Origin of the sequence: Marseilla massiliensis, from assembly GCF_016899855.1 — a bacterium.
In the GTDB taxonomy this organism is placed as follows: Bacteria; Bacteroidota; Bacteroidia; order Bacteroidales; family Bacteroidaceae; genus Prevotella.
Genome location: NZ_JACJJG010000059.1, coordinates 1 through 17,548, shown reverse-complemented (window position 1 = coordinate 17,548; position 17,548 = coordinate 1). Strand labels below are relative to the sequence as shown.

Sequence of the window (17,548 nt, the reverse complement as noted above, 5' to 3'; positions counted from 1 at the left end):
CTTGCGGCCGCCGGCATGCCCTTCCGTGACGCTTACAAGAAGGTCGGATTGGACATTGAGGCGGGCCGGTTTACGCCAAATAAGGACATACGCCATACCCATGAAGGCTCGATAGGCAACCTGTGCAACGACAAAATCTCAGCTCTCATGGACAATATCATCAGCGGTTTTACGTTTGATAAGATGGAAACGGCTGAAAAAAGACTGCTCGGGCGGTAGTTGCCGGCCGTATTCAGAGTCGTGACGTATTTGCCAATTCGGCGTATCCGGCCAATTAGTCCCATTCAATAAACAAGAAATGAAGCGCTACACCTATTATATAATAATAGCACTCTTGACATTGCTGACCTCGTGCGGTGATACCGAATATGAGTATAGTGGGTATCCTGCTTATTTCATTTTCGAGAACAATGCTGGCCGTAGTGCCGCCCTTGCCTCGGCAATGAACGCCCAATCGCCGGGTATATTCTGCCGTATAACGACGTCGGGTGCCGATTATTTCAGTTTTACAAGCAACCAGGGACTGTCTGACAGGCAGGCAAAGACGGCCATAGACGAGAACCGTACGGTGAAACTCGGCGTTTATAACGAGACCGGAGTTATCGTTGGATTCGGTAATCTGGACAATCCGCTGACGTTCTACGCCTATGACAGCCAGTGCCCGAACTGTTATAAAAACTCGAGCTTGCCGCGTTACTCGCTCACGATGAACAGTGACGGTACGGCCGAGTGCGGCAGTTGCCATCGCAAGTATGACATGAACAACGGAGGCATAGTGGTCAGCGGTGACGCAGGAGATAGGCTGATACGCTATCATGCAAGCACAACCGGCCCGCAAGGTGTACTTTCGGTTACTAATTGACACATTTAATATTAAAATGTGTGAATTAATTTGCTCTTTCGAGAAATAGACTTATCTTTGCATAACATTTACGCGGCAATAGCTCAGTTGGTAGAGCGCAACCTTGCCAAGGTTGAGGTCGCGGGTCCGAGTCCCGTTTGCCGCTCAAAGGATGCCGCAATGGTGGAATTGGTAGACACGAGGGACTTAAAATCCCTTGGCCAGAAATGGCTGTGCGGGTTCGAGTCCCGCTCGCGGCACTATCATTTAAAACCTTTCATTATGAAAAAAAATCTTATCTTATTCTTTTCGGCAGCTTCAGTGCTTGCGCTGACGTCATGCTCTTCAAAACTTGGAGAACTGTCTGCTGACAATTTCACCGTTACACCTAATCCTCTTGAGTCGAAGGGTGGGCAAGTAGCCGTAACAATCAACGGTACCTTCCCCGAGAAATACCTGAAGAAAAAAGCTGTTGTGACAGTAGTTCCAGAGTTGCGCTACGGCAACGGACAGGCTGCACAGGGCCAGGCCGCTACATTCCAGGGCGAAAAGGTAGAAGGCAATGACCAGACTATCTCTTACAAGATGGGTGGCAACTATACGATGAAAGCCAACTATAAGTATGTGCCGGAGATGCAGAAGAGCGACCTCTACATGACTTTTGACGCTTATTATGGCAAGAAGAAGAAAAAAATCGAGGTTCCGGCAGTTAAGGTTGCTGAAGGCGTTATCGCAACATCAGAACTTTACAAGAATACTCTCGCAGGAAGCGGCGCTTGCATCGCTCCCGATACATTCCAGCGCGTTCGCGCACAGAGGCAAGAGTCTCAGATCAAGTTCCTCATCAACCAGGCTAACCTGCGTAAGAGCGAGCTGAAGAACAACTCTGTACAGGAGTTCGTAAAGCTGCTTAAGGACATCAACGACAACCAGGAGACTCTTAACCTCAAGAACGTAGAGGTTCTCGCTTACGCTTCTCCTGATGGTGGTGTTGAATTCAACGACAAGTTGGCAAGCAAGCGTCAGGACGTATCTGTTGACTATGCAGAGAAGCAACTCAAAGGTGCAGAGCTCCAGGGTGACGTTACCGGTAAGTACACTGCACAGGACTGGGACGGCTTCCAGAAGCTTGTTGCTGCTTCAAATATCCAGGATAAGGACGTGATCCTTCGCGTTCTCTCTATGTATCAGGATCCTGAAGAGCGTGAGCAGCAGATCCGCAACATGTCTGCAGGTTTCCGCGAGCTTGCTGACGGTATTCTTCCTGAGCTCCGTCGTTCACGCCTCATCATTAACTATGAGACAATCGGACGCAGCGATGACCAGATCAAGGCTCAGTACAACTCTGATGCAACTCAGTTGAGCGTTGATGAGCTTCTCTATGCTGCTACTCTTGAGGACAATCTCGACGCAAAAGAGGCTATCTATAAGAAGACAACAGAAGTTTATCCTAACGACTACCGCGCTTACAACAACGTAGCAGCAATCGAGTTCGCTAAGGGTAACGACGCTGAGGCAAAGAACTATCTGTCTAAGGCTCAGAGCATTAACGGCAGCGCAGCTGAAGTTAACGCTAACCTCGGTCTTCTCGCTCTTAAGGAAGGAAACGTAAGTGAAGCTGAGAACTACATCGCAAAGGGTAACACCGTTGCTGACTACAATAAGGTGCTTGGCTCACTCAACCTTGCAAAGGGTGACTATGCAACTGCTGAGCAGAACCTGAGCGGAATCAACTGCAACACTACTGCTTTGGCACAGATTCTTAACAAGAACTATGCTGGTGCGGCAACAACATTGAACAATGTTGAGAACAAGGACGCCATGACAGATTATCTGCAGGCTATCCTCAACGCACGTCAGGGCAACAATGACGCTGCTTCTTCTTACCTGAAGAGCGCTTTGCAGAAAGACCCGTCACTTTCAACTTACGCTAATAACGACCTTGAGCTGTCTAAAGTCAGCAAATAAAAAGGCTGGCGCATGAAGCGGCTTATTTATATCTTAACACTCGCCTTGGTTTTGGTTGCCTGCGGTTCACGCAGGGGGTACTTCAGTCTTGAAGGCCGATTACTCAACCTTAACCAAGGTGAGTTTTATGTTTACAGTCCTGACGGAGTGTTCGACGGCGTCGATACGATAAAGGTTGAAGGTGGACGTTTTGCGTATGAAACTCCGTGTAAGGAGGAGGGAACATTAGTTATCGTATTTCCTAACTACTCTGAGCAGCCTGTTTTTGCCGAACCCGGCAAATCCGTAACCGTAAAGGGTAGCGCATCACATCTTAAGGAAATAGAGATAGAGGGTACGGACGAGAATAAGCTGATGAACGCTTTTCGTAAACAAATATCCCAAGCGTCACCTCCTGAGGAACTGAAATATGCCGAGCAGTTCATCAAGAACAATCCTGAGTCGGCTGTCAGCGTTTATCTGCTCAGGAAATATTTTATCATTGCCGAAAACGCCGACCTCGGAAAGGCTGATAACCTTATTGCGATTGTTTACAAGGCACAGCCTAAGAACGGTAACGTTGCGCGTATGTTGCGTTATGTAAAGGCGGCTAAGCAGTGTGCTGTCGGTGCGGGGATACCTTCATTCACGGCGCAGGATATTAATGGGAAAGCTGTTAGCGCCGCCTCGTTTCGTGGTAAGGTGGCCGTTGTGTACACATGGGCTAACTGGAATTATGAAAGCCGCAACATGCGCGACAGGTTAAGACGGCTGAAAGAAGAATACGGAGACAGACTGGCTTTGATTGGCATTAATCTCGACCCGAGCCGTGAAGCATGTATGCGTTCGCTGCGTAATGACTCAACATCTACGATTACCGTTTGCGACCAGATGATGTTCGACAGTCCTGTACTCGAACGTTTTGGTTTCGGCGGGATATCCGAAAACATATTGTTCAATGCCCAAGGCCGCGTGATAGAGCGCAATTTGGCATTGGAAGACATAGAATCTAAGCTGAAAACACTACTTAACTAAAGCAAAAAATGCTGGTCAAGACATACTGCGCGGCGGTAAACGGACTTGAAGTAACCACCGTGACGGTTGAAGTCAGCATCTCCAAAGGAGTGATGTATCACCTCACTGGGCTTGCCGACACTGCTGTCAGGGAGAGCCGTGACCGTATTGTTGCCGCGCTGAAGAACAACGGGTTGAAGCTGCCCGTTATGGAGACTACTATCAATATGGCGCCTGCCGACCTACGCAAGGAGGGCAGCGGTTATGACCTTCCGCTCGCAATAGGACTGTTGGCGGCCATAGGTAAGGTGAAAACCGACAATCTTTCGGAATACATGTTTGTTGGCGAGCTCGGGCTTGACGGCAGGATACAGCCGGTGCGAGGCGCCCTCCCTATAGCCATAAGGGCACGCAAGGAAGGCTTTAAGGGACTTATCGTGCCTAAATATAACGTGCGCGAGGCTGCCGTGGTGAACAAGCTTAAGGTGTACAGTATGGATAACGTGCTTGACGTTGTACGTTTCCTAAACGGTGAAGAACAATTCGAGCCGACGATAATAGACACCCGTCGCGAGTTTTATGAGCAGCAAAGTAATTTTGACCTCGATTTTGCCGACGTCCGTGGGCAGGAGAGCGTCAAGCGTGCCATGGAAGTTGCGGCGGCAGGAGGCCACAATCTTATAATGATAGGTCCACCGGGCAGCGGTAAGTCTATGATGGCCAAGCGTCTGCCTTCCATCCTTCCGCCACTGTCGCTGGCCGAAAGTCTTGAAACAACGCAAATACACTCGATAGCCGGAAAGCTTGGCAGGAATATGTCATTGATATCCCAACGTCCTTTCCGTGCCCCTCATCATACTATTTCCCAGGTTGCCCTTGTAGGCGGCGGATCCAATCCGCAGCCAGGAGAAATATCCCTTGCTCACAACGGTGTATTGTTTGCCGACGAGCTTCCGGAGTTCAACAAGTCGACCCTTGAGCTGCTCAGGCAGCCCCTCGAAGACCGTAAAATTACCATTTCGCGTGCCAAATATACCATTGAATATCCCTGTTCTTTCATGTTCGTGGCGTCGATGAACCCGTGTCCGTGCGGCTATTATAACGACCCTACGCATAAATGTGTATGCACGCCTGGGCAAATACAGCGGTATCTCAATAAAATCAGCGGTCCGCTGCTTGACAGAATAGACATCCAGATAGAGATAACGCCCGTGCCGTTTAACGCCATCTCGCGCTCAACCCAAGGCGAAAGCAGCGCCAGCATACGTGAGCGGGTAATAAGGGCACGGCAGATACAGGAGCAACGCTTCAGTGAATGCAAGGGCATTCATTGTAACGCGCAGATGACCGAGCGCATGATACATCAGTACGCCGAGCCCGATGCCGCAGGCATAGAGCTATTGCGCACCGCAATGGCACGCCTGAACCTTTCGGCGCGTGCTTATAACCGCATACTGAAGGTAGCCCGCACGATAGCCGACATTGACGTTTCGCCCGACGTATTGCCGCAACACCTGGCCGAGGCCATAAGCTACCGTAACCTCGACCGTGGCGACTGGGCGGAAAGATGAAAGAGAATTAAGAGTTAAGAATTAAGAGTTAAGAAAATATGCTATGCACTTTGCGCATAAATCAAGGCATATTTTCTTAACTCTTAATTCTTAACTCTTAATTATTTATGAGCCTTTTGGCAAAATACCTTACGGGATACCACACCGAGACGAAGCCTACGGCAATGACCGTTATGAACACTATTACGATGTCTTCGGGGTGTACGCTTACGGGATAAGCGTCGACAACGAACGAGCCGCTGCTGCGTCCGAGTGCCACGAGGCCGTATTCCTGCTGGAGCCAGCAGAGCAACAGGCCGAGCAGTATGCCGGCAATTGCGCCTATGACGGATATCATCCGCCCTTCAAGCAGGAATATCCTGGTGATTTGTTTGTCGGTAGCTCCCATGTTGCGTAGCGTCACGACGTCGTTTTTCTTGTCTATTATGAGCATTGACAGCGAGCCTATTATGTTGAAACAGGCCACGACGAGTATGAATGTCAGGATAATGTAGGCGATGAATTTCTCTATTTTCATTATCTTGAACGTGTCTGCCTGCTGTTCCATCCGGTCGAGCACACGGTACTTAGAGCCTGCAATCTCCCTCATCTCGGCCTTTACCGCGTCAAGGTCGCTGCCCGGTTTAAGGCGCAGTTCGAGTTGCGACAGCATGCCCTGCTGCCCGAACAGGCGGCGTGCGAAGCCTATGGATGTCAGGATATAGTTGCGGTCGTAGCGGCCGTTCCTGACCGAGAACACCACGCCCGGCGATATCAGTGAGTCCTCTACGAAGCCTTCCGTGGGATTCATCATGTCGAGCTGTCCCTCGCGGCGCGGCGCGTAGATGTTCATGAAGCCCTCCCAGTCGGCGCTCATGCCAAGCTGGTCGGCCAGGCGAATGCCCACCGTGCCGTATTCGAGGTTGGCCGCGTGCAGCGAGAATTCGCCGTCGCCGTACACTATGTCGTTGATATGCGTCAGCTGGTCGAAGTTGTCGTCAACGCCCTTGATCATCACCATGGCCTGGTTGCCGTTATAGATGGCCATAGCCTGGTCCTCCACACACTCAGTGGCAACGTCAACTTCTGGCAGCGTGCGTATCTTCGTGAGTATAGGGTCGTCGGCAGGTGCCGTCTTGCCTTGTGCCGGAACCACCTCAATCTGTGGGTCGAAGGCCGTAAGGAACGACGCCACGAGGTCGTGGAAACCGTTGAACACGCTCAGCGTGACCACCAGTGCCATCGTGGCCACGGCCACACCTACGGCGCTGATGAAGCTTATGAGGTTGATTACGTGCGTGCTCTTTTTGGAGAAGAGATACCGGCGGGCTATGTAGAATGGAAAGTTCATTTCTTCAGCAGCTCGTCAATGTGCGCTATGTAGTCGAGCGAGTCGTCCACGAAGAAGCGCAGTTCGGGTATTATGCGCAGCTGGTTGCGCACGCGCGTACCCAGTTCGTAGCGTATTGTCTTCTCGTTTGCCGTTATGTTCTGTATCAGTTCGTCAGCTTTTTCCGACGGGAATATGCTCAGGTAAGCCGTGCATATGCTCAGGTCAGGACTGATACGGCAGCGCGTGACGCTTACCATCACGCCGTGCATGGCGCGCGTTTGTGACTGGAATATCAGGCTCAGCTCCTTTTGCAGCAGCCTTGCTATGCGGTTTTGTCTTGTTTCCTGCATGACTGTAATATGTGTTAATGTTAGTTTTTTGCGCCTTGGTGCGCATTGTTTCCAAATTACCTGCAAACTTACACATTTTTTTCCATATTTTGGCCACCGGCCGTTGTTTTTTGGATTTATGCCTTGCCGTCGTGCCGTTTGCCGCCTCCCGTTTTGCGAAAGACGGCAAACGGGCGCGTAAAAGGCCGTTAAACGCAACGTAAAAGGCCGCCTTTCACGTGCTGAAAGGCGGCCTTTCGTAAAGAGGATGAATTTATTTAACAGTGGCTTTCACAAAAGACTTACCTGCTGGCAGTTTTTGGTCTTTGCCATAAAGTTCTGTGTCATATTTACCTACAGGCATGTCACTGAGAACATATGCGGTGCATCGTCTTCCGGCAATAACTTTATCTGTTGTTGCAGTGCTTATTGCCGTGGCTGCGAGATTCACTAAAGCACCGAAAACACCTCCACCACCGCCGCTGACGCTTGTGTCAACCTTAATGTTGCCTTCGCGCCTGTAGAGTGTTTCATTCGTCTTTGTTGACCTTAGGATATATTCTACGTCAACAGTCAGTTTACCACCGATGTTGTTCCTTTTCCATGATTTTATTATGGTAAACATTGCCGCATCAGCCCCTAAGACATTGCGGAATTGCGACAGGTCTGCTTCAATGAACTGCTCTGCATCATATGCGCTTTCAGACTGGAACAACTCCATCGTGAGTAAAGGTGAAAATACATAGTATCCCTTTTCACACAGCGGGGCGAACATTGTAGTGTAAAAATAATCCTTGGCTTCAACGTGTTGCGTCTGGTTGATGGGCGGCATTATTACTATCGATACAGGTTTTTCTTCATACATCTTGGGATATTGCATGTCCCTTGTTATTTTTTGTGAGCAGGATACCAGCAATAGCGATATTACCGCCAATAATATATTTTTCTTCATGGCTTTTCTATCTGTTTGATTATTCTTGATATGTATGTTTTAGATTCAGGATAAGTTTCTATTTCTTTTTGCAAGTATTTCATGCCTTCCTCCCTTTTACCTTCTTTGCAAAGCTGGAAGCCATACTCAGCGTTCAATCCAGGCGGAACTGTCTTTCGCGTTCCTTTCTGTTTGGAGCCGATTTTTACATATTCTTCCATCATCTTCGTGTATAGTTCGGGTGTCGTTTTCTTGCTGTACTGGTAAGTAGCGTCCTCGTAATCGTACCACGAATAAAGTGATTTAGTTGACGAACATGAAGTTATTGCGCATACGGTAATGACCATTAATGCGCTCTTGGCGATTCTTTTTTTCATGGCAATGTTATTTTTTTAGTTTCTTGTGGTGATAAAAATACATATCTGTCATAAATAGTGTTGCCGTCTTTCGTAACCGTTATTTTGCGTTTCCCGGGTTGTACTGAATACCGTGTGCCGCGGCGGTTAGCCTTGCGTGACTTTACTGTACGTGCCGTGAAGCGGGTTGTTTCGTCAACGGTTACTTCAATATCCGTGTTGCGTGAGTCGCTTGTACTTACGAATAGCAGGTATGCAATGTCATCATCGCCGCTTTGCTGGGCGACAGGATAGTTGGCCTTACAGCCGAAAAGTGTGAGCATGGCTGTGCAGCACATTAATAATAAGATTTTTTTCATCATTGCTGTACTATATAATAATTAGTTAGATTGTTTGTGTCAACCGGTACACTTCCTGAGTATGTGACGAATGAATATTCAGTTTCGGGTGTGTCACCTGCCGTTGAAACCACGCTTACCGTACCTATTTTCTTGCCTGGAAGCTCGATTTCTATGCCTGTCTGCGGGTTCTTCACCTTCTTGCCTTTAGTCATTACTGCAAACGTGTCACCTGCGGCCAGCCCCTGGCTTGCTCCGCCTCCTATAAGTATTGCATCGGTGTCGTAGGATAAAAAGTAAGTGCGCCACGGTTTGTCTGTACACTTGTTTATAATATTTTCCACCAATTGGCCTATCGCTTCGGATATTGCCTTGTCGCTTAGTGTTGCGTCATAGTCGGCTTTCCCGCCTACACCCATTGTTGTCTTGGTGGTGAGTTCTGCCGTGCCTTTCGCCTCGTCTGAATAGATTATCAGTCCGGATGATACGTCAACAAGGCGTATTGATACGGCGGCTTCAACGGTTTGCGTTTTCGTAGTGGAAAAAACTCCGCTCTTTCCGGTATTTTTGCGTCCAAACTGTGTTATAGAACCAATGATAAGATAATCTGCACCGATTGTGGAGAGGCTGGCTCCCCCGTTCTTGCTTTCTTCCAAAATAGCATTCAGGTCGCCTCGTTCAAGCAGTATGAATTTACCTGATGCAGCCAGCTTTGCCGATAATATGTCCAAGGCTTGTTTACCCATCGGGTCGTTTTCCCTATCATAAAATAAACCTTTTGCATATTGTGTTTCATTTGAGAAACGGCCAATCGCAACTTTTCTCTTGATGGTCTTTTGGTTAGAGGTTGTTGTTTCAGATTTAGGTGTTTCTACTGTTTCGGTCTTTCTTTGTGCCTCCACCACCCCGACCGTTAGTAGGGCGAAGGCTAATAAGAGCAGTTTTCTCATGATTTCTCATTATTTTGACTGCGGACTTTCAGTCCCTTAAAGTCCTGTTAAACATGGAAAAAGCGTGGAACTGACATGCACCGCTTTTTCGATAGGAGGTCCTGAGAAAACCTTTGAGCACGAAAGGGGGTACTTATAGCAGCCCACGCCATAGCGTGAGAACCACTATGCCCTCGCTTGTGCTCATTAGAAAATTTCTCAGGTTTCCTATCGCAAGCTAAGCATAACGCTTCTTTATTTATTAAAATGTTTAAAGCCAGTTTTATCCAGCTATGGCACAAATATACAAAAAAATGCCGACAGGGAATAAAGTTGACATCATTTTTTGCTAATTTATAAAGATAATATAAGTAAGATATAGAATTAAGGTGTGTTCTTATGTCGCTTGGCTTATTATTATTCACCGTTTATGTTTTGTATATCAACTTGCGAATGTTTTGCGAAAGACGGCAAACGGGCGCGTAAAAGGCCGTTAAACGCAACGCAAAAGGCCGCCTTTCAGCACGTGAAAGGCGGCCTTTTGTAAAGTGTGTCGTAATGTATTGGCAGTCAATGGGTTACGGCTTGCGCCGCGGCGCCATGTGTTTTGCCGGTAATACGGGCTATTTCCTGTAGTTTTCCAGGCCTTTGTTCATGAACTCAAGGTAGTGGCTGATGTCCTCGTCGTAGCTGTACGAGCCGGTCAGAGGCTTGCCTTCATTGTCTATGATGACGTAGAAGGGCTGCGCGTTGGCTCCGAATTTGCTGCGCTGCAGGTAGCTCCACTTGTCGCCGATGGTGCGCAGTGTGCGCTTCTTGCCGTTCTCAACGATTTCTATCGGATGGTCAAGCGGCTGCTTGTCGTCAACGTAAAGCGATATCAGTACGAAGTCGTTGTTCAGCTTGTCTGCCACCTGTGGGTCGGTCCATACAGCCGCCTCCATCTTACGGCAGTTTACGCAGCCGAAGCCGGTAAAGTCTATTAGCACCGGTTTCCCCTCGGCCTTGGCGGCTGCCATGCCCTGTTCGTAGTCCTTGAAGCGCGGGTGCACCTCGTTGTTGTACAGGTTGAAGTCTTGCGTGTTCATTGGTGGCGCGAACGCGCTCACGGCCTTACACGGCGCGCCCCACAGTCCGGGTATCATATAGACGGTGAACGCAAGCGACAGCATGCCCAGCACAATGCACGGCACGGGCATGGCCCTGTTGTCATCGCCGTCGCTTCTGAACTTAAGTTTGCCTATCAGGTACAGGCCAAGCAGGCCGAATATCACTATCCAGAGAGAGAGGAACACCTCGCGGTCGAGCAGTCCCCAACCGTAAGCAAGGTCGGCCACGGAGAAGAACTTGAGGGCGAACGCCAGCTCGATGAAGCCCAGCGTCACCTTGATTATATTCATCCAGCTGCCCGACTTCGGCGCCTGCTTGAGCCATGTGGGGAACATTGCGAACAACGTGAACGGCAAGGCGAGGGCCACCGCGAAGCCAAGCATGCCGATAGCAGGGCCCGTTATGCTGCCCGAGGTGCTCACCTCGACGAGCAGAAATCCGATTATGGGGCCGGTACATGAGAACGACACGAGCGTCAGCGTGAACGCCATGAGGAATATGCTGAGCAGTCCGCTTGTTGAAGAAGCCTTGTTGTCAACCTTGTTTGTCCACGACGAGGGCAGCGTAAGCTCGAACCATCCGAAGAAGGACAGGGCGAACACTACCAGCAGCAGGAAGAAGAAGATGTTGAACACGGCGTTTGTAGCCAGCGCGTTGAGCGAGCTTGCGCCGAATATCGCCGTTATGGCGAGGCCAAGCGCAAGGTAGATTACTATTATCGACACGCCGTATGTCATGGCGTCGCGTATGCCTTTCTTCTTGTCCTTGGCACGCTTTAGGAAGAAGCTCACCGTCATCGGGATGATTGGCCATACGCATGGAGTGAACAATGCTACAAGTCCGCCGACGAATCCCATGAAGAATATGTACACCCATGAGTGGTCAGTGTTGCTTTGTGCGCCGTCAAAGGCACGCAGCTCGTCTATTACGGGCGTCCAAAGTCCCGTCGTATCGGCTGTGGCCTGCGGCGCGACGGCGGCTGTGTCGGCCTTCGTTGTGTCAGCCACGGCTACTGTGTCCGCTGCCGGCAGCTCCTTTTTCTCTTCCGTTGCGGGGGCGTCGGCGGGGCCTTCGCCCTTAAAGTCGAATTCAACCTGTGTCGGCGGCATGCACATCTCGTCGTTGCATGAACCGTATTCCAGGTAGCCCTTTACGTGATAGGTCTTGCCCGTGAGCTTGTAGCGCTGGTAGAACGTAACGCTGTTCTCGAAGAAGCGCAGGTTCATGCCGAACATGTTGTCATACTGGTTTATCTCTTTACCCCTGTGTCCGAGCGAGCCTTTTGGCGCCGCCCCTTCGTTTTTCTCGGTAGTTATCGTTGCCGATATGGGGCCGTCGGCCGGCAGCGCGGTTGAGTAGACGTGCCATCCGGCGTCGATTTTGCCGCTGAACGTCACTTCTATTTCGTCCGGAGCTACCTTTTTCTGGCTCACGCTGAAGTGTACTGGGTCTTGCATTTGCGCGCTTGCCGCAATCGCTATGACGGCAAGCAGCATGGTGATAAATATCTGTTTCTTCATAATTTATTTGTTGGAAGGGTAGGGGAATGGGCCTGGTAAAGCCGATTAGTCTGATTAGCCAGATGGGCCTAATCTGCTTGATAGCCCACTTTGTCGTTTTTATTAACTCTTGATTCTTACTCTTAATTCTTCTTGTGTGTCATTATGTCCAGCACGAAGCGGTCGGTCTCGTCCATGCCACGGCGTCCTATCTCCGTCAGGTTGTGTATGCTTTGGTCTACGTCGTCGTCAATAATGCCTTCAACCGATGTTACATGTTTGTTCTGTATTGCGAGCATGGCGCTCAGTATGGCTGTGCTGACGCCTGATGTCAGCTTGAGGGCACAGCTTGGTTTTGCGCCGTCACATATCATTCCGGTAAGGTTGGCTATCATGTTCTTCACCGCGAAAGCCATCTGTTCATAGCTTCCGCCCATAAGATATGTTATGCCGCAGCTGCTGCCGGTACTTGCCACCACGCATCCGCACAGTGCCGACAGCGACCCGAGGTGCTGCTTGATATATATTGCCGTGAGGTTGCTTATTATGAGGGCACGTATAGTTTCCTCCTCGGTGTTGTGGTTTTCTTCGGCAAACACGGCCACGGGCATTGTCGCGCAGATACCCTGGTTGCCGCTGCCGCTGTTACTCATCACCGGTATCATGGCGCCGGCCATGCGCGCGTCGCATGCGCAACTTGTGGCGGCGAGCACCTTGGAGAAGATGTTTTCGCCCATGATTCCGCGTCCCAGCGGGCTGCACAGAGTTTTTCCGAGGGCATGGCCGAAGTTCTCGTGCAGACCGTCGGCAGCCGCGGCCTCGTTCATGTTTTTTGCCTCGAGGATAAAACGCAGCTCTTCAACGTCGGTTTCGGTAGCGAACTCATAGACTTTCCGCAGCGTCAGGTCCACTTCCTCTTCGTCCTCGGCATTGTCGCTGTGTATGGGTTTCTCCTTTATCACGTCACCGTCCTTGCGCAGATACACGAAGTTTGTGTGCTTTACGGCAATGCGGGCTTCGGCCTCATGCCCGTCAGCGCAGGCCGTTACCCCTATGTACAGCTTGTCGGGAGCGTCGTCCTTGAGCCTTATGTTGAGCCTGTTTTCGGCAAGGTATTGCTTTGCCTGTTCTACGGCAGGCTTGTTGCAATCCTGCAGAACCTCTAATTCTAGCTCCGGACGGCCTATCAACGCGCCCAGCGCTACGGCTATCGGCAGTCCGGTCATGCCTGTTCCCGGTATGCCTACGCCCATTGCGTTTTTCAGGATATTGGCACTCAACTGTATGTCTATTGTCTCGGGCACACGGCCGAGCAGCTCTTTCGTTTTGGCTACGCACAATGCCACGGCAATAGGCTCAGTACAACCTATGGCCGGAACAACCTGCTTGTGTATCAGGGATATGATAGCCTTTTTTTCTTCGGCTGTTAGCATAATGTCAGTTTTTTATCTTGTTTCAAGTTGCGAAGTTACGAATAAAACGTCAAATAATCATTGTATAAGGACAAAAATGTGTCAAAGTTATATCTCATATTGAACCTGCATTAAAATGAATATCGCACATATTTTATATTAGCGGTATTCATTTTAATGCAGGTTGTTCGGCATAAAGACTATGTTAATGATACCGTCAACTTTGCAGTTCGTCAATTTCTGAAGGCGATAGTCCTGTTACTTTGTTTATTATCTCTGTTCCCAGGCCGAGTCTTTTCATTTTTATGGCGTTCTCCATATTCTTTTTCTTTTCGCCTTCCGCTCTACCTTCCGCTCTTCCCTCTTCTCTACCTTCTTCTCTACCTTCCGCTCTACCTTCCGCTCTACCTTCCGCTCTTCCTTCTTCACGTTCCGTGAAAATGTTGTCTTTAAGGATGACAATGTTGTCGAGATGTCGGTAGTACGCGTTTAGTTCGTCCTTGCTCATTTTGTCGAGCTTGAGCCTTTCGCGAACCTTGTCAAGTCCGGGAGCCGTTGCGCCGTCGGGCAGTTCTCCTGTATTGAGGTAGTAAATCCATTCTTCCAGCGGGCTTTTCGCCACGTTGTTGAAGTCGTTTACTTTCAGGATGTAATATTCAGGATACAGCTGGCTTACGGTGTCCACCTTAAACGTCTGTTTTTGGAACGGCGTCAGCTCGAGTACGTCGCCGTTGTGTATTCCCTTGAATACAGTCTTGCCATGATACACATAGTCCTTGCCGGCTCCCAGCGAGAAATACACGATGTTTACGCTGTAAACCTTGCGAATGTTGCTGTAGCTGTCGCCTCGGTTGATATATTCCGTTACGAGTTTCGACGTTCCGAACAGCATTCTCTGGAAATATGCGTACTCGTTGTTGTTCTGTACTTCGATAAGTATCAGTTCTCCTTTCGAGTTCTCGGCCAGCATGTCCACGCGGTTGTACTTATCAAATTCGTCCTCCTGGTTGCTCTCGCTCTCAAGCAGCCTGTTTATGGTTATCCGTTCGTTCAGCAGCGTCGTGAGCAGTCCTTCCAGCACGCCGAAGTTCGCCTTGTTTCTAAGCAGGCGTTTCATTGCCCAGTCGAAGCGTATGTATTGTGTCTTCTTGTTCTCCATGACGTATTTTGCTTAATTTGTTATTTTTGATGACGTAGCGTTAGCCCTGTGTATGCTGCGTACTCCCTCTTTTTGCAAAGATAGCGCAAGAATAGTGAAAAACAAAATTTAGACGCCGTAAAAATAGTGTTTTCATTCTTCGCATTGTTCCTTATCAACGACTAACGCCGCCTGCGGATGTTCAGCAGGCGGCGTTTACATGGTTATTTTATTATAATCTTATCTTATTATAACTTTCTTTCCTCCGATAATGTATAAACCTCGTTTAAGTTTTTTTGTTATATCATTTATTGTTTCACCGTTTGCGGCACGCCTTATAAGCCGACCGTCAACGGTGTAGACGTTCATGTCTGATGTCACTGTCCGGTCGTTTATGGTAATGTCGGCAATGCCTGATGTTATTTCACCAGTTACATCGTCTACGTTATGTTTTTCTCCGGTTTTGTATCCTGAAATCCTGAAATATTTATCCGTATTAATATTGTTTATGTCTACGGTCTGCGGAGTTCCGTTGCCGGTGCTGAAAACCAGGCAGACGTTGTCGTCAGACGAGTTCATCCGGTATGTCATATAGTACCATTCTTCGCCATTTACGGTCTTTTTGTTGGTTACTTTGTCGCCCGGCCACTCTGGATTTGACGTAGCGTGTGTGCCGTCGCCGCCCCATGACCATACGTTCATGTCCTTCCATCCCGGATTCTCGGCAACCCATTTGGTGCTTACATAGACCGTTATGTCGTGCGGAACGAACGGTTTTATTGTGTAAGTCCTCGTGATAATGCCCGTTACCTGGCCGCCTATAAGCAGTCCTACTTTTAGGGTCGTATTGCCGTCGATGTTGATTTTCTGTCCTGATGTTGCCTTTGTGCTTGACGATGTGGGGTCAGAACCGTTAAGGGTGTAGACCAACTGGGCGTTGTCGGTAGTGCTTATTGCGCTGAGGGTTACGCTTACGGCGTTGTCGTATGTGCCCGACGGGATGTCAGTCCATGCCGTTTCTGCATTCTTTGACAGGTAATACGCAAAGTTGTCGCCTGACTTTACGAGATAATAATCATTCGCAGTGGGTTTCATTACAGGCCATGTTTTGTTACCCATCAGTACCACTACCGACTTGTCATTGTCGCCGTTTACCTTGATTGCGTATTGACCTGCCGCGCGGTTGAGTTTCTCGTAAGAGCTCTCGTTGCTTATTCCGGCTGCCTTGCGGGCGTAAATCATCTGTTTGATGTCGGCTTTGTACTCCTTCCAGTGGGGCAGGAATACGCACGGAGTGCCAGGAGCGGCAAGTATGAAGGCGTTGGCCGCGAGAATGTTGTTCTTTATCTCGCCGTCATTACCGCGTCCGTATGTATCGTGATTGTCAACGAAGGTTACGGCGTAACGGCTGTATGTAGTGTTTCCTGCCAGACTCGCGTTCTCAAGTCTATTCCAGTTTGTGCCGGCATTGCAGCAGTCGCGCAGGTGATACTTAAGCGGAAAGTCGAATGCAGCCGACTGGATTACGCCGTTAACCTTAGTTCCGTCAATCCAGTTGATAACGCTTGAAGCGTTGCCGTCCCAATATTCGCCTACGGAATACTCGGGATTTGCATCCGTGTTGTATATACCCGTGTACTTCGGCGCGTATCCCTTGACCATGTCGTAGCGGAAACCCGTGTAGCCGAAGTCGTTGAGCAGCATGTCGAGATACGCTTTTACCATTGTCTGAACGTTCTGGCTTGAGTGGTCGATGTCACGCGCTCCGTCAAAGTCGTCGCCTGAATCATTTGCGCCGGTCGGCTTTATCTCGGCATTGGCCGCAGCCTTCCCGTTATCATCATTGGCGCAGATGTCAGACGGTAACATTTCGTAAGTTATGCCGTTGTATGTTTCTACGGGGAAGCTCATCCACGTATCGGCTAATGAAGCCCTGTGGTTAATCACCACGTCGGCAATGGTGCCAAGCCCTTTGGCCTTGAACGTGCTGATCATCGAGCGCAACTGGTCCTCGTTGCCGAATGAGCTTGTGTAGTCGGTAAACCAGTACAGGTCGTCATAACCCATTGAATTGTTTGGATAGTTGGCAGACTTCCCGCTCTGCGGAATCCAGATAAGGTTGAAGAACTCGGCCAGTTCGTCGGCCTGTGACTCAAGGTTTGCCCACTGCGTGTCGGTGTAAGAGTCCCAGTAAAAGCCTTGCAGCATTACGCCCTTGTATTGTGACGGCCAGCCTTGAGCCATCATCGCCGTCACCGAAAGCAATGTAAAAATAATGGTAGAAATCTGTCTCATGGTATACTCTTTTGTGCTTTTACGATATAAAGTTACGATTTTTACAAACTTACGTGGCGCTTTTTTCTTCAATATAGTTGTAAATATTAGTGCAAACGGTTGCAATATATTTTTTTAAAGGCCGTCTTTTAGCTTGCGAAAGGCCTCATTTTACAACGCCGTTTGCCGTCTTTTATAACGCGAAAGGCAGTCTTTTGCATGGAAAGAATGAATGCCACTTGTTAGTGAGCAAGACAAATTACGCCTTGTCCTATTCCATTTTTTGCGAAAGTATCTGTCATCTGTCAGCCTTCGTGGTAATGCGATGATAATCAGGAAGTTATAACGCACTGAACTCGAAACTGTCTGTCAGCAAGGCTGAATCTTTTTTCAAAATGGTTCAGCCCTGCTGACAGAGGCGAGATTGTATGATTGCTCGTAAAGGGTTTGTACCCAGAGTGTTACATCTGAGGCTGACAGATGACAGCTGAAAATTGAAAAATTATATTATATGGATACATGCACTTTGAATAAAAAACAACCGCTT

14 protein-coding genes, 2 tRNA genes and 1 pseudogene are annotated in these 17,548 nt (G+C 49.1%); 7 read left to right on the top strand and 10 right to left on the bottom strand.

Annotated features, from left to right (window positions below; translation table 11 throughout):
- The 7 genes and pseudogenes from H6A34_RS10055 to H6A34_RS10025 all read left to right on the top strand — a co-directional run.
- Positions 1-219: pseudogene (locus H6A34_RS10055) on the top strand (argininosuccinate lyase); the annotation flags it as partial.
- A 79-nt stretch (positions 220-298) separates the two neighbouring features.
- Positions 299-862: a hypothetical protein gene (locus H6A34_RS10050; protein WP_205105383.1), complete on the top strand. Its 564-nt coding sequence runs from the start codon at positions 299-301 to the stop codon at positions 860-862.
- Positions 863-934: 72 nt separating this feature from the next.
- A tRNA-Gly gene (locus tag H6A34_RS10045) sits at positions 935-1,007 on the top strand.
- An 8-nt stretch (positions 1,008-1,015) separates the two neighbouring features.
- A tRNA-Leu gene (locus tag H6A34_RS10040) sits at positions 1,016-1,101 on the top strand.
- Positions 1,102-1,123: 22 nt separating this feature from the next.
- Positions 1,124-2,809, top strand: coding sequence for a tetratricopeptide repeat protein (locus H6A34_RS10035; protein WP_205105381.1), 1,686 nt, complete (start codon positions 1,124-1,126; stop codon positions 2,807-2,809).
- Between the two features lie 12 nt (positions 2,810-2,821).
- Positions 2,822-3,823, top strand: coding sequence for a TlpA disulfide reductase family protein (locus H6A34_RS10030; RefSeq protein WP_205105379.1), 1,002 nt, complete (start codon positions 2,822-2,824; stop codon positions 3,821-3,823).
- Positions 3,824-3,831: 8 nt separating this feature from the next.
- Positions 3,832-5,373 (top strand): YifB family Mg chelatase-like AAA ATPase, encoded by a 1,542-nt coding sequence (locus H6A34_RS10025; protein ID WP_205105378.1) that lies wholly within the window; start codon positions 3,832-3,834, stop codon positions 5,371-5,373.
- A gap of 97 nt (positions 5,374-5,470) precedes the next feature.
- On the opposite strand, the gene H6A34_RS10020 is transcribed toward H6A34_RS10025, so the two are convergent.
- From H6A34_RS10020 to H6A34_RS09975, 10 genes are all read right to left on the bottom strand, one after another.
- A complete protein-coding gene (locus H6A34_RS10020) occupies positions 5,471-6,703 on the bottom strand; it encodes an FtsX-like permease family protein (protein ID WP_205105377.1) in 1,233 nt (410 codons plus the stop codon).
- Positions 6,700-7,035 carry a 30S ribosome-binding factor RbfA gene (gene rbfA, locus H6A34_RS10015; protein ID WP_021947182.1) on the bottom strand — a complete coding sequence of 112 codons (336 nt, stop codon included), beginning with the start codon at positions 7,033-7,035 and terminating at the stop codon, positions 6,700-6,702. Before rbfA ends, H6A34_RS10020 begins: the two co-directional genes overlap by 4 nt.
- A 253-nt stretch (positions 7,036-7,288) precedes the next feature.
- A complete protein-coding gene (locus H6A34_RS10010) occupies positions 7,289-7,966 on the bottom strand; it encodes a GNA1162 family protein (RefSeq protein WP_205105376.1) in 678 nt (225 codons plus the stop codon).
- A complete protein-coding gene (locus H6A34_RS10005) occupies positions 7,963-8,322 on the bottom strand; it encodes a DUF4810 domain-containing protein (protein ID WP_205105375.1) in 360 nt (119 codons plus the stop codon). The genes H6A34_RS10010 and H6A34_RS10005 overlap by 4 nt, the downstream gene beginning before the upstream one ends.
- Positions 8,319-8,663: a hypothetical protein gene (locus H6A34_RS10000; RefSeq protein ID WP_205105374.1), complete on the bottom strand. Its 345-nt coding sequence runs from the start codon at positions 8,661-8,663 to the stop codon at positions 8,319-8,321. Before H6A34_RS10000 ends, H6A34_RS10005 begins: the two co-directional genes overlap by 4 nt.
- Positions 8,660-9,589: a CsgG/HfaB family protein gene (locus H6A34_RS09995; RefSeq protein ID WP_205105372.1), complete on the bottom strand. Its 930-nt coding sequence runs from the start codon at positions 9,587-9,589 to the stop codon at positions 8,660-8,662. The genes H6A34_RS10000 and H6A34_RS09995 overlap by 4 nt, the downstream gene beginning before the upstream one ends.
- Positions 9,590-10,191: 602 nt before the next feature.
- Entirely contained in the window at positions 10,192-12,198 is a 2,007-nt protein-coding gene (locus H6A34_RS09990; protein ID WP_205105370.1) for a protein-disulfide reductase DsbD family protein, read from the bottom strand.
- 122 nt (positions 12,199-12,320) lie between these two features.
- The gene (locus H6A34_RS09985) at positions 12,321-13,610 is read right to left on the bottom strand and encodes an L-cysteine desulfidase family protein (RefSeq protein WP_205105369.1); all 1,290 of its coding nucleotides are present in this window, start codon (positions 13,608-13,610) and stop codon (positions 12,321-12,323) included.
- Between the two features lie 196 nt (positions 13,611-13,806).
- Positions 13,807-14,748 (bottom strand): Rpn family recombination-promoting nuclease/putative transposase, encoded by a 942-nt coding sequence (locus H6A34_RS09980; protein ID WP_205105368.1) that lies wholly within the window; start codon positions 14,746-14,748, stop codon positions 13,807-13,809.
- A 219-nt stretch (positions 14,749-14,967) separates the two neighbouring features.
- On the bottom strand, positions 14,968-17,022 hold the full coding sequence (locus H6A34_RS09975; protein WP_205105367.1) for a chitobiase/beta-hexosaminidase C-terminal domain-containing protein: 2,055 nt from the start codon (positions 17,020-17,022) through the stop codon (positions 14,968-14,970).
- Between the last annotated feature and the right edge of the window lie 526 nt (positions 17,023-17,548).

What these genes read in the sequence shown, in the direction of transcription:
- H6A34_RS09990 (WP_205105370.1), bottom strand. Translation starts at nt 12,198, where the DNA reads ATGAAGAAACAGATATTTATCACCATGCTGCTTGCCGTCATAGCGATT.
- H6A34_RS10030 (WP_205105379.1), top strand. Translation starts at nt 2,822, where the DNA reads ATGAAGCGGCTTATTTATATCTTAACACTCGCCTTGGTTTTGGTTGCC.
- H6A34_RS10025 (WP_205105378.1), top strand. Translation starts at nt 3,832, where the DNA reads ATGCTGGTCAAGACATACTGCGCGGCGGTAAACGGACTTGAAGTAACC.
- rbfA (WP_021947182.1), bottom strand. Translation starts at nt 7,035, where the DNA reads ATGCAGGAAACAAGACAAAACCGCATAGCAAGGCTGCTGCAAAAGGAG.
- H6A34_RS09985 (WP_205105369.1), bottom strand. Translation starts at nt 13,610, where the DNA reads ATGCTAACAGCCGAAGAAAAAAAGGCTATCATATCCCTGATACACAAG.
- H6A34_RS10035 (WP_205105381.1), top strand. Translation starts at nt 1,124, where the DNA reads ATGAAAAAAAATCTTATCTTATTCTTTTCGGCAGCTTCAGTGCTTGCG.
- H6A34_RS10005 (WP_205105375.1), bottom strand. Translation starts at nt 8,322, where the DNA reads ATGAAAAAAAGAATCGCCAAGAGCGCATTAATGGTCATTACCGTATGC.
- H6A34_RS10050 (WP_205105383.1), top strand. Translation starts at nt 299, where the DNA reads ATGAAGCGCTACACCTATTATATAATAATAGCACTCTTGACATTGCTG.
- H6A34_RS10010 (WP_205105376.1), bottom strand. Translation starts at nt 7,966, where the DNA reads ATGAAGAAAAATATATTATTGGCGGTAATATCGCTATTGCTGGTATCC.
- H6A34_RS10000 (WP_205105374.1), bottom strand. Translation starts at nt 8,663, where the DNA reads ATGATGAAAAAAATCTTATTATTAATGTGCTGCACAGCCATGCTCACA.
- H6A34_RS09995 (WP_205105372.1), bottom strand. Translation starts at nt 9,589, where the DNA reads ATGAGAAAACTGCTCTTATTAGCCTTCGCCCTACTAACGGTCGGGGTG.
- H6A34_RS10020 (WP_205105377.1), bottom strand. Translation starts at nt 6,703, where the DNA reads ATGAACTTTCCATTCTACATAGCCCGCCGGTATCTCTTCTCCAAAAAG.
- H6A34_RS09975 (WP_205105367.1), bottom strand. Translation starts at nt 17,022, where the DNA reads ATGAGACAGATTTCTACCATTATTTTTACATTGCTTTCGGTGACGGCG.
- H6A34_RS09980 (WP_205105368.1), bottom strand. Translation starts at nt 14,748, where the DNA reads ATGGAGAACAAGAAGACACAATACATACGCTTCGACTGGGCAATGAAA.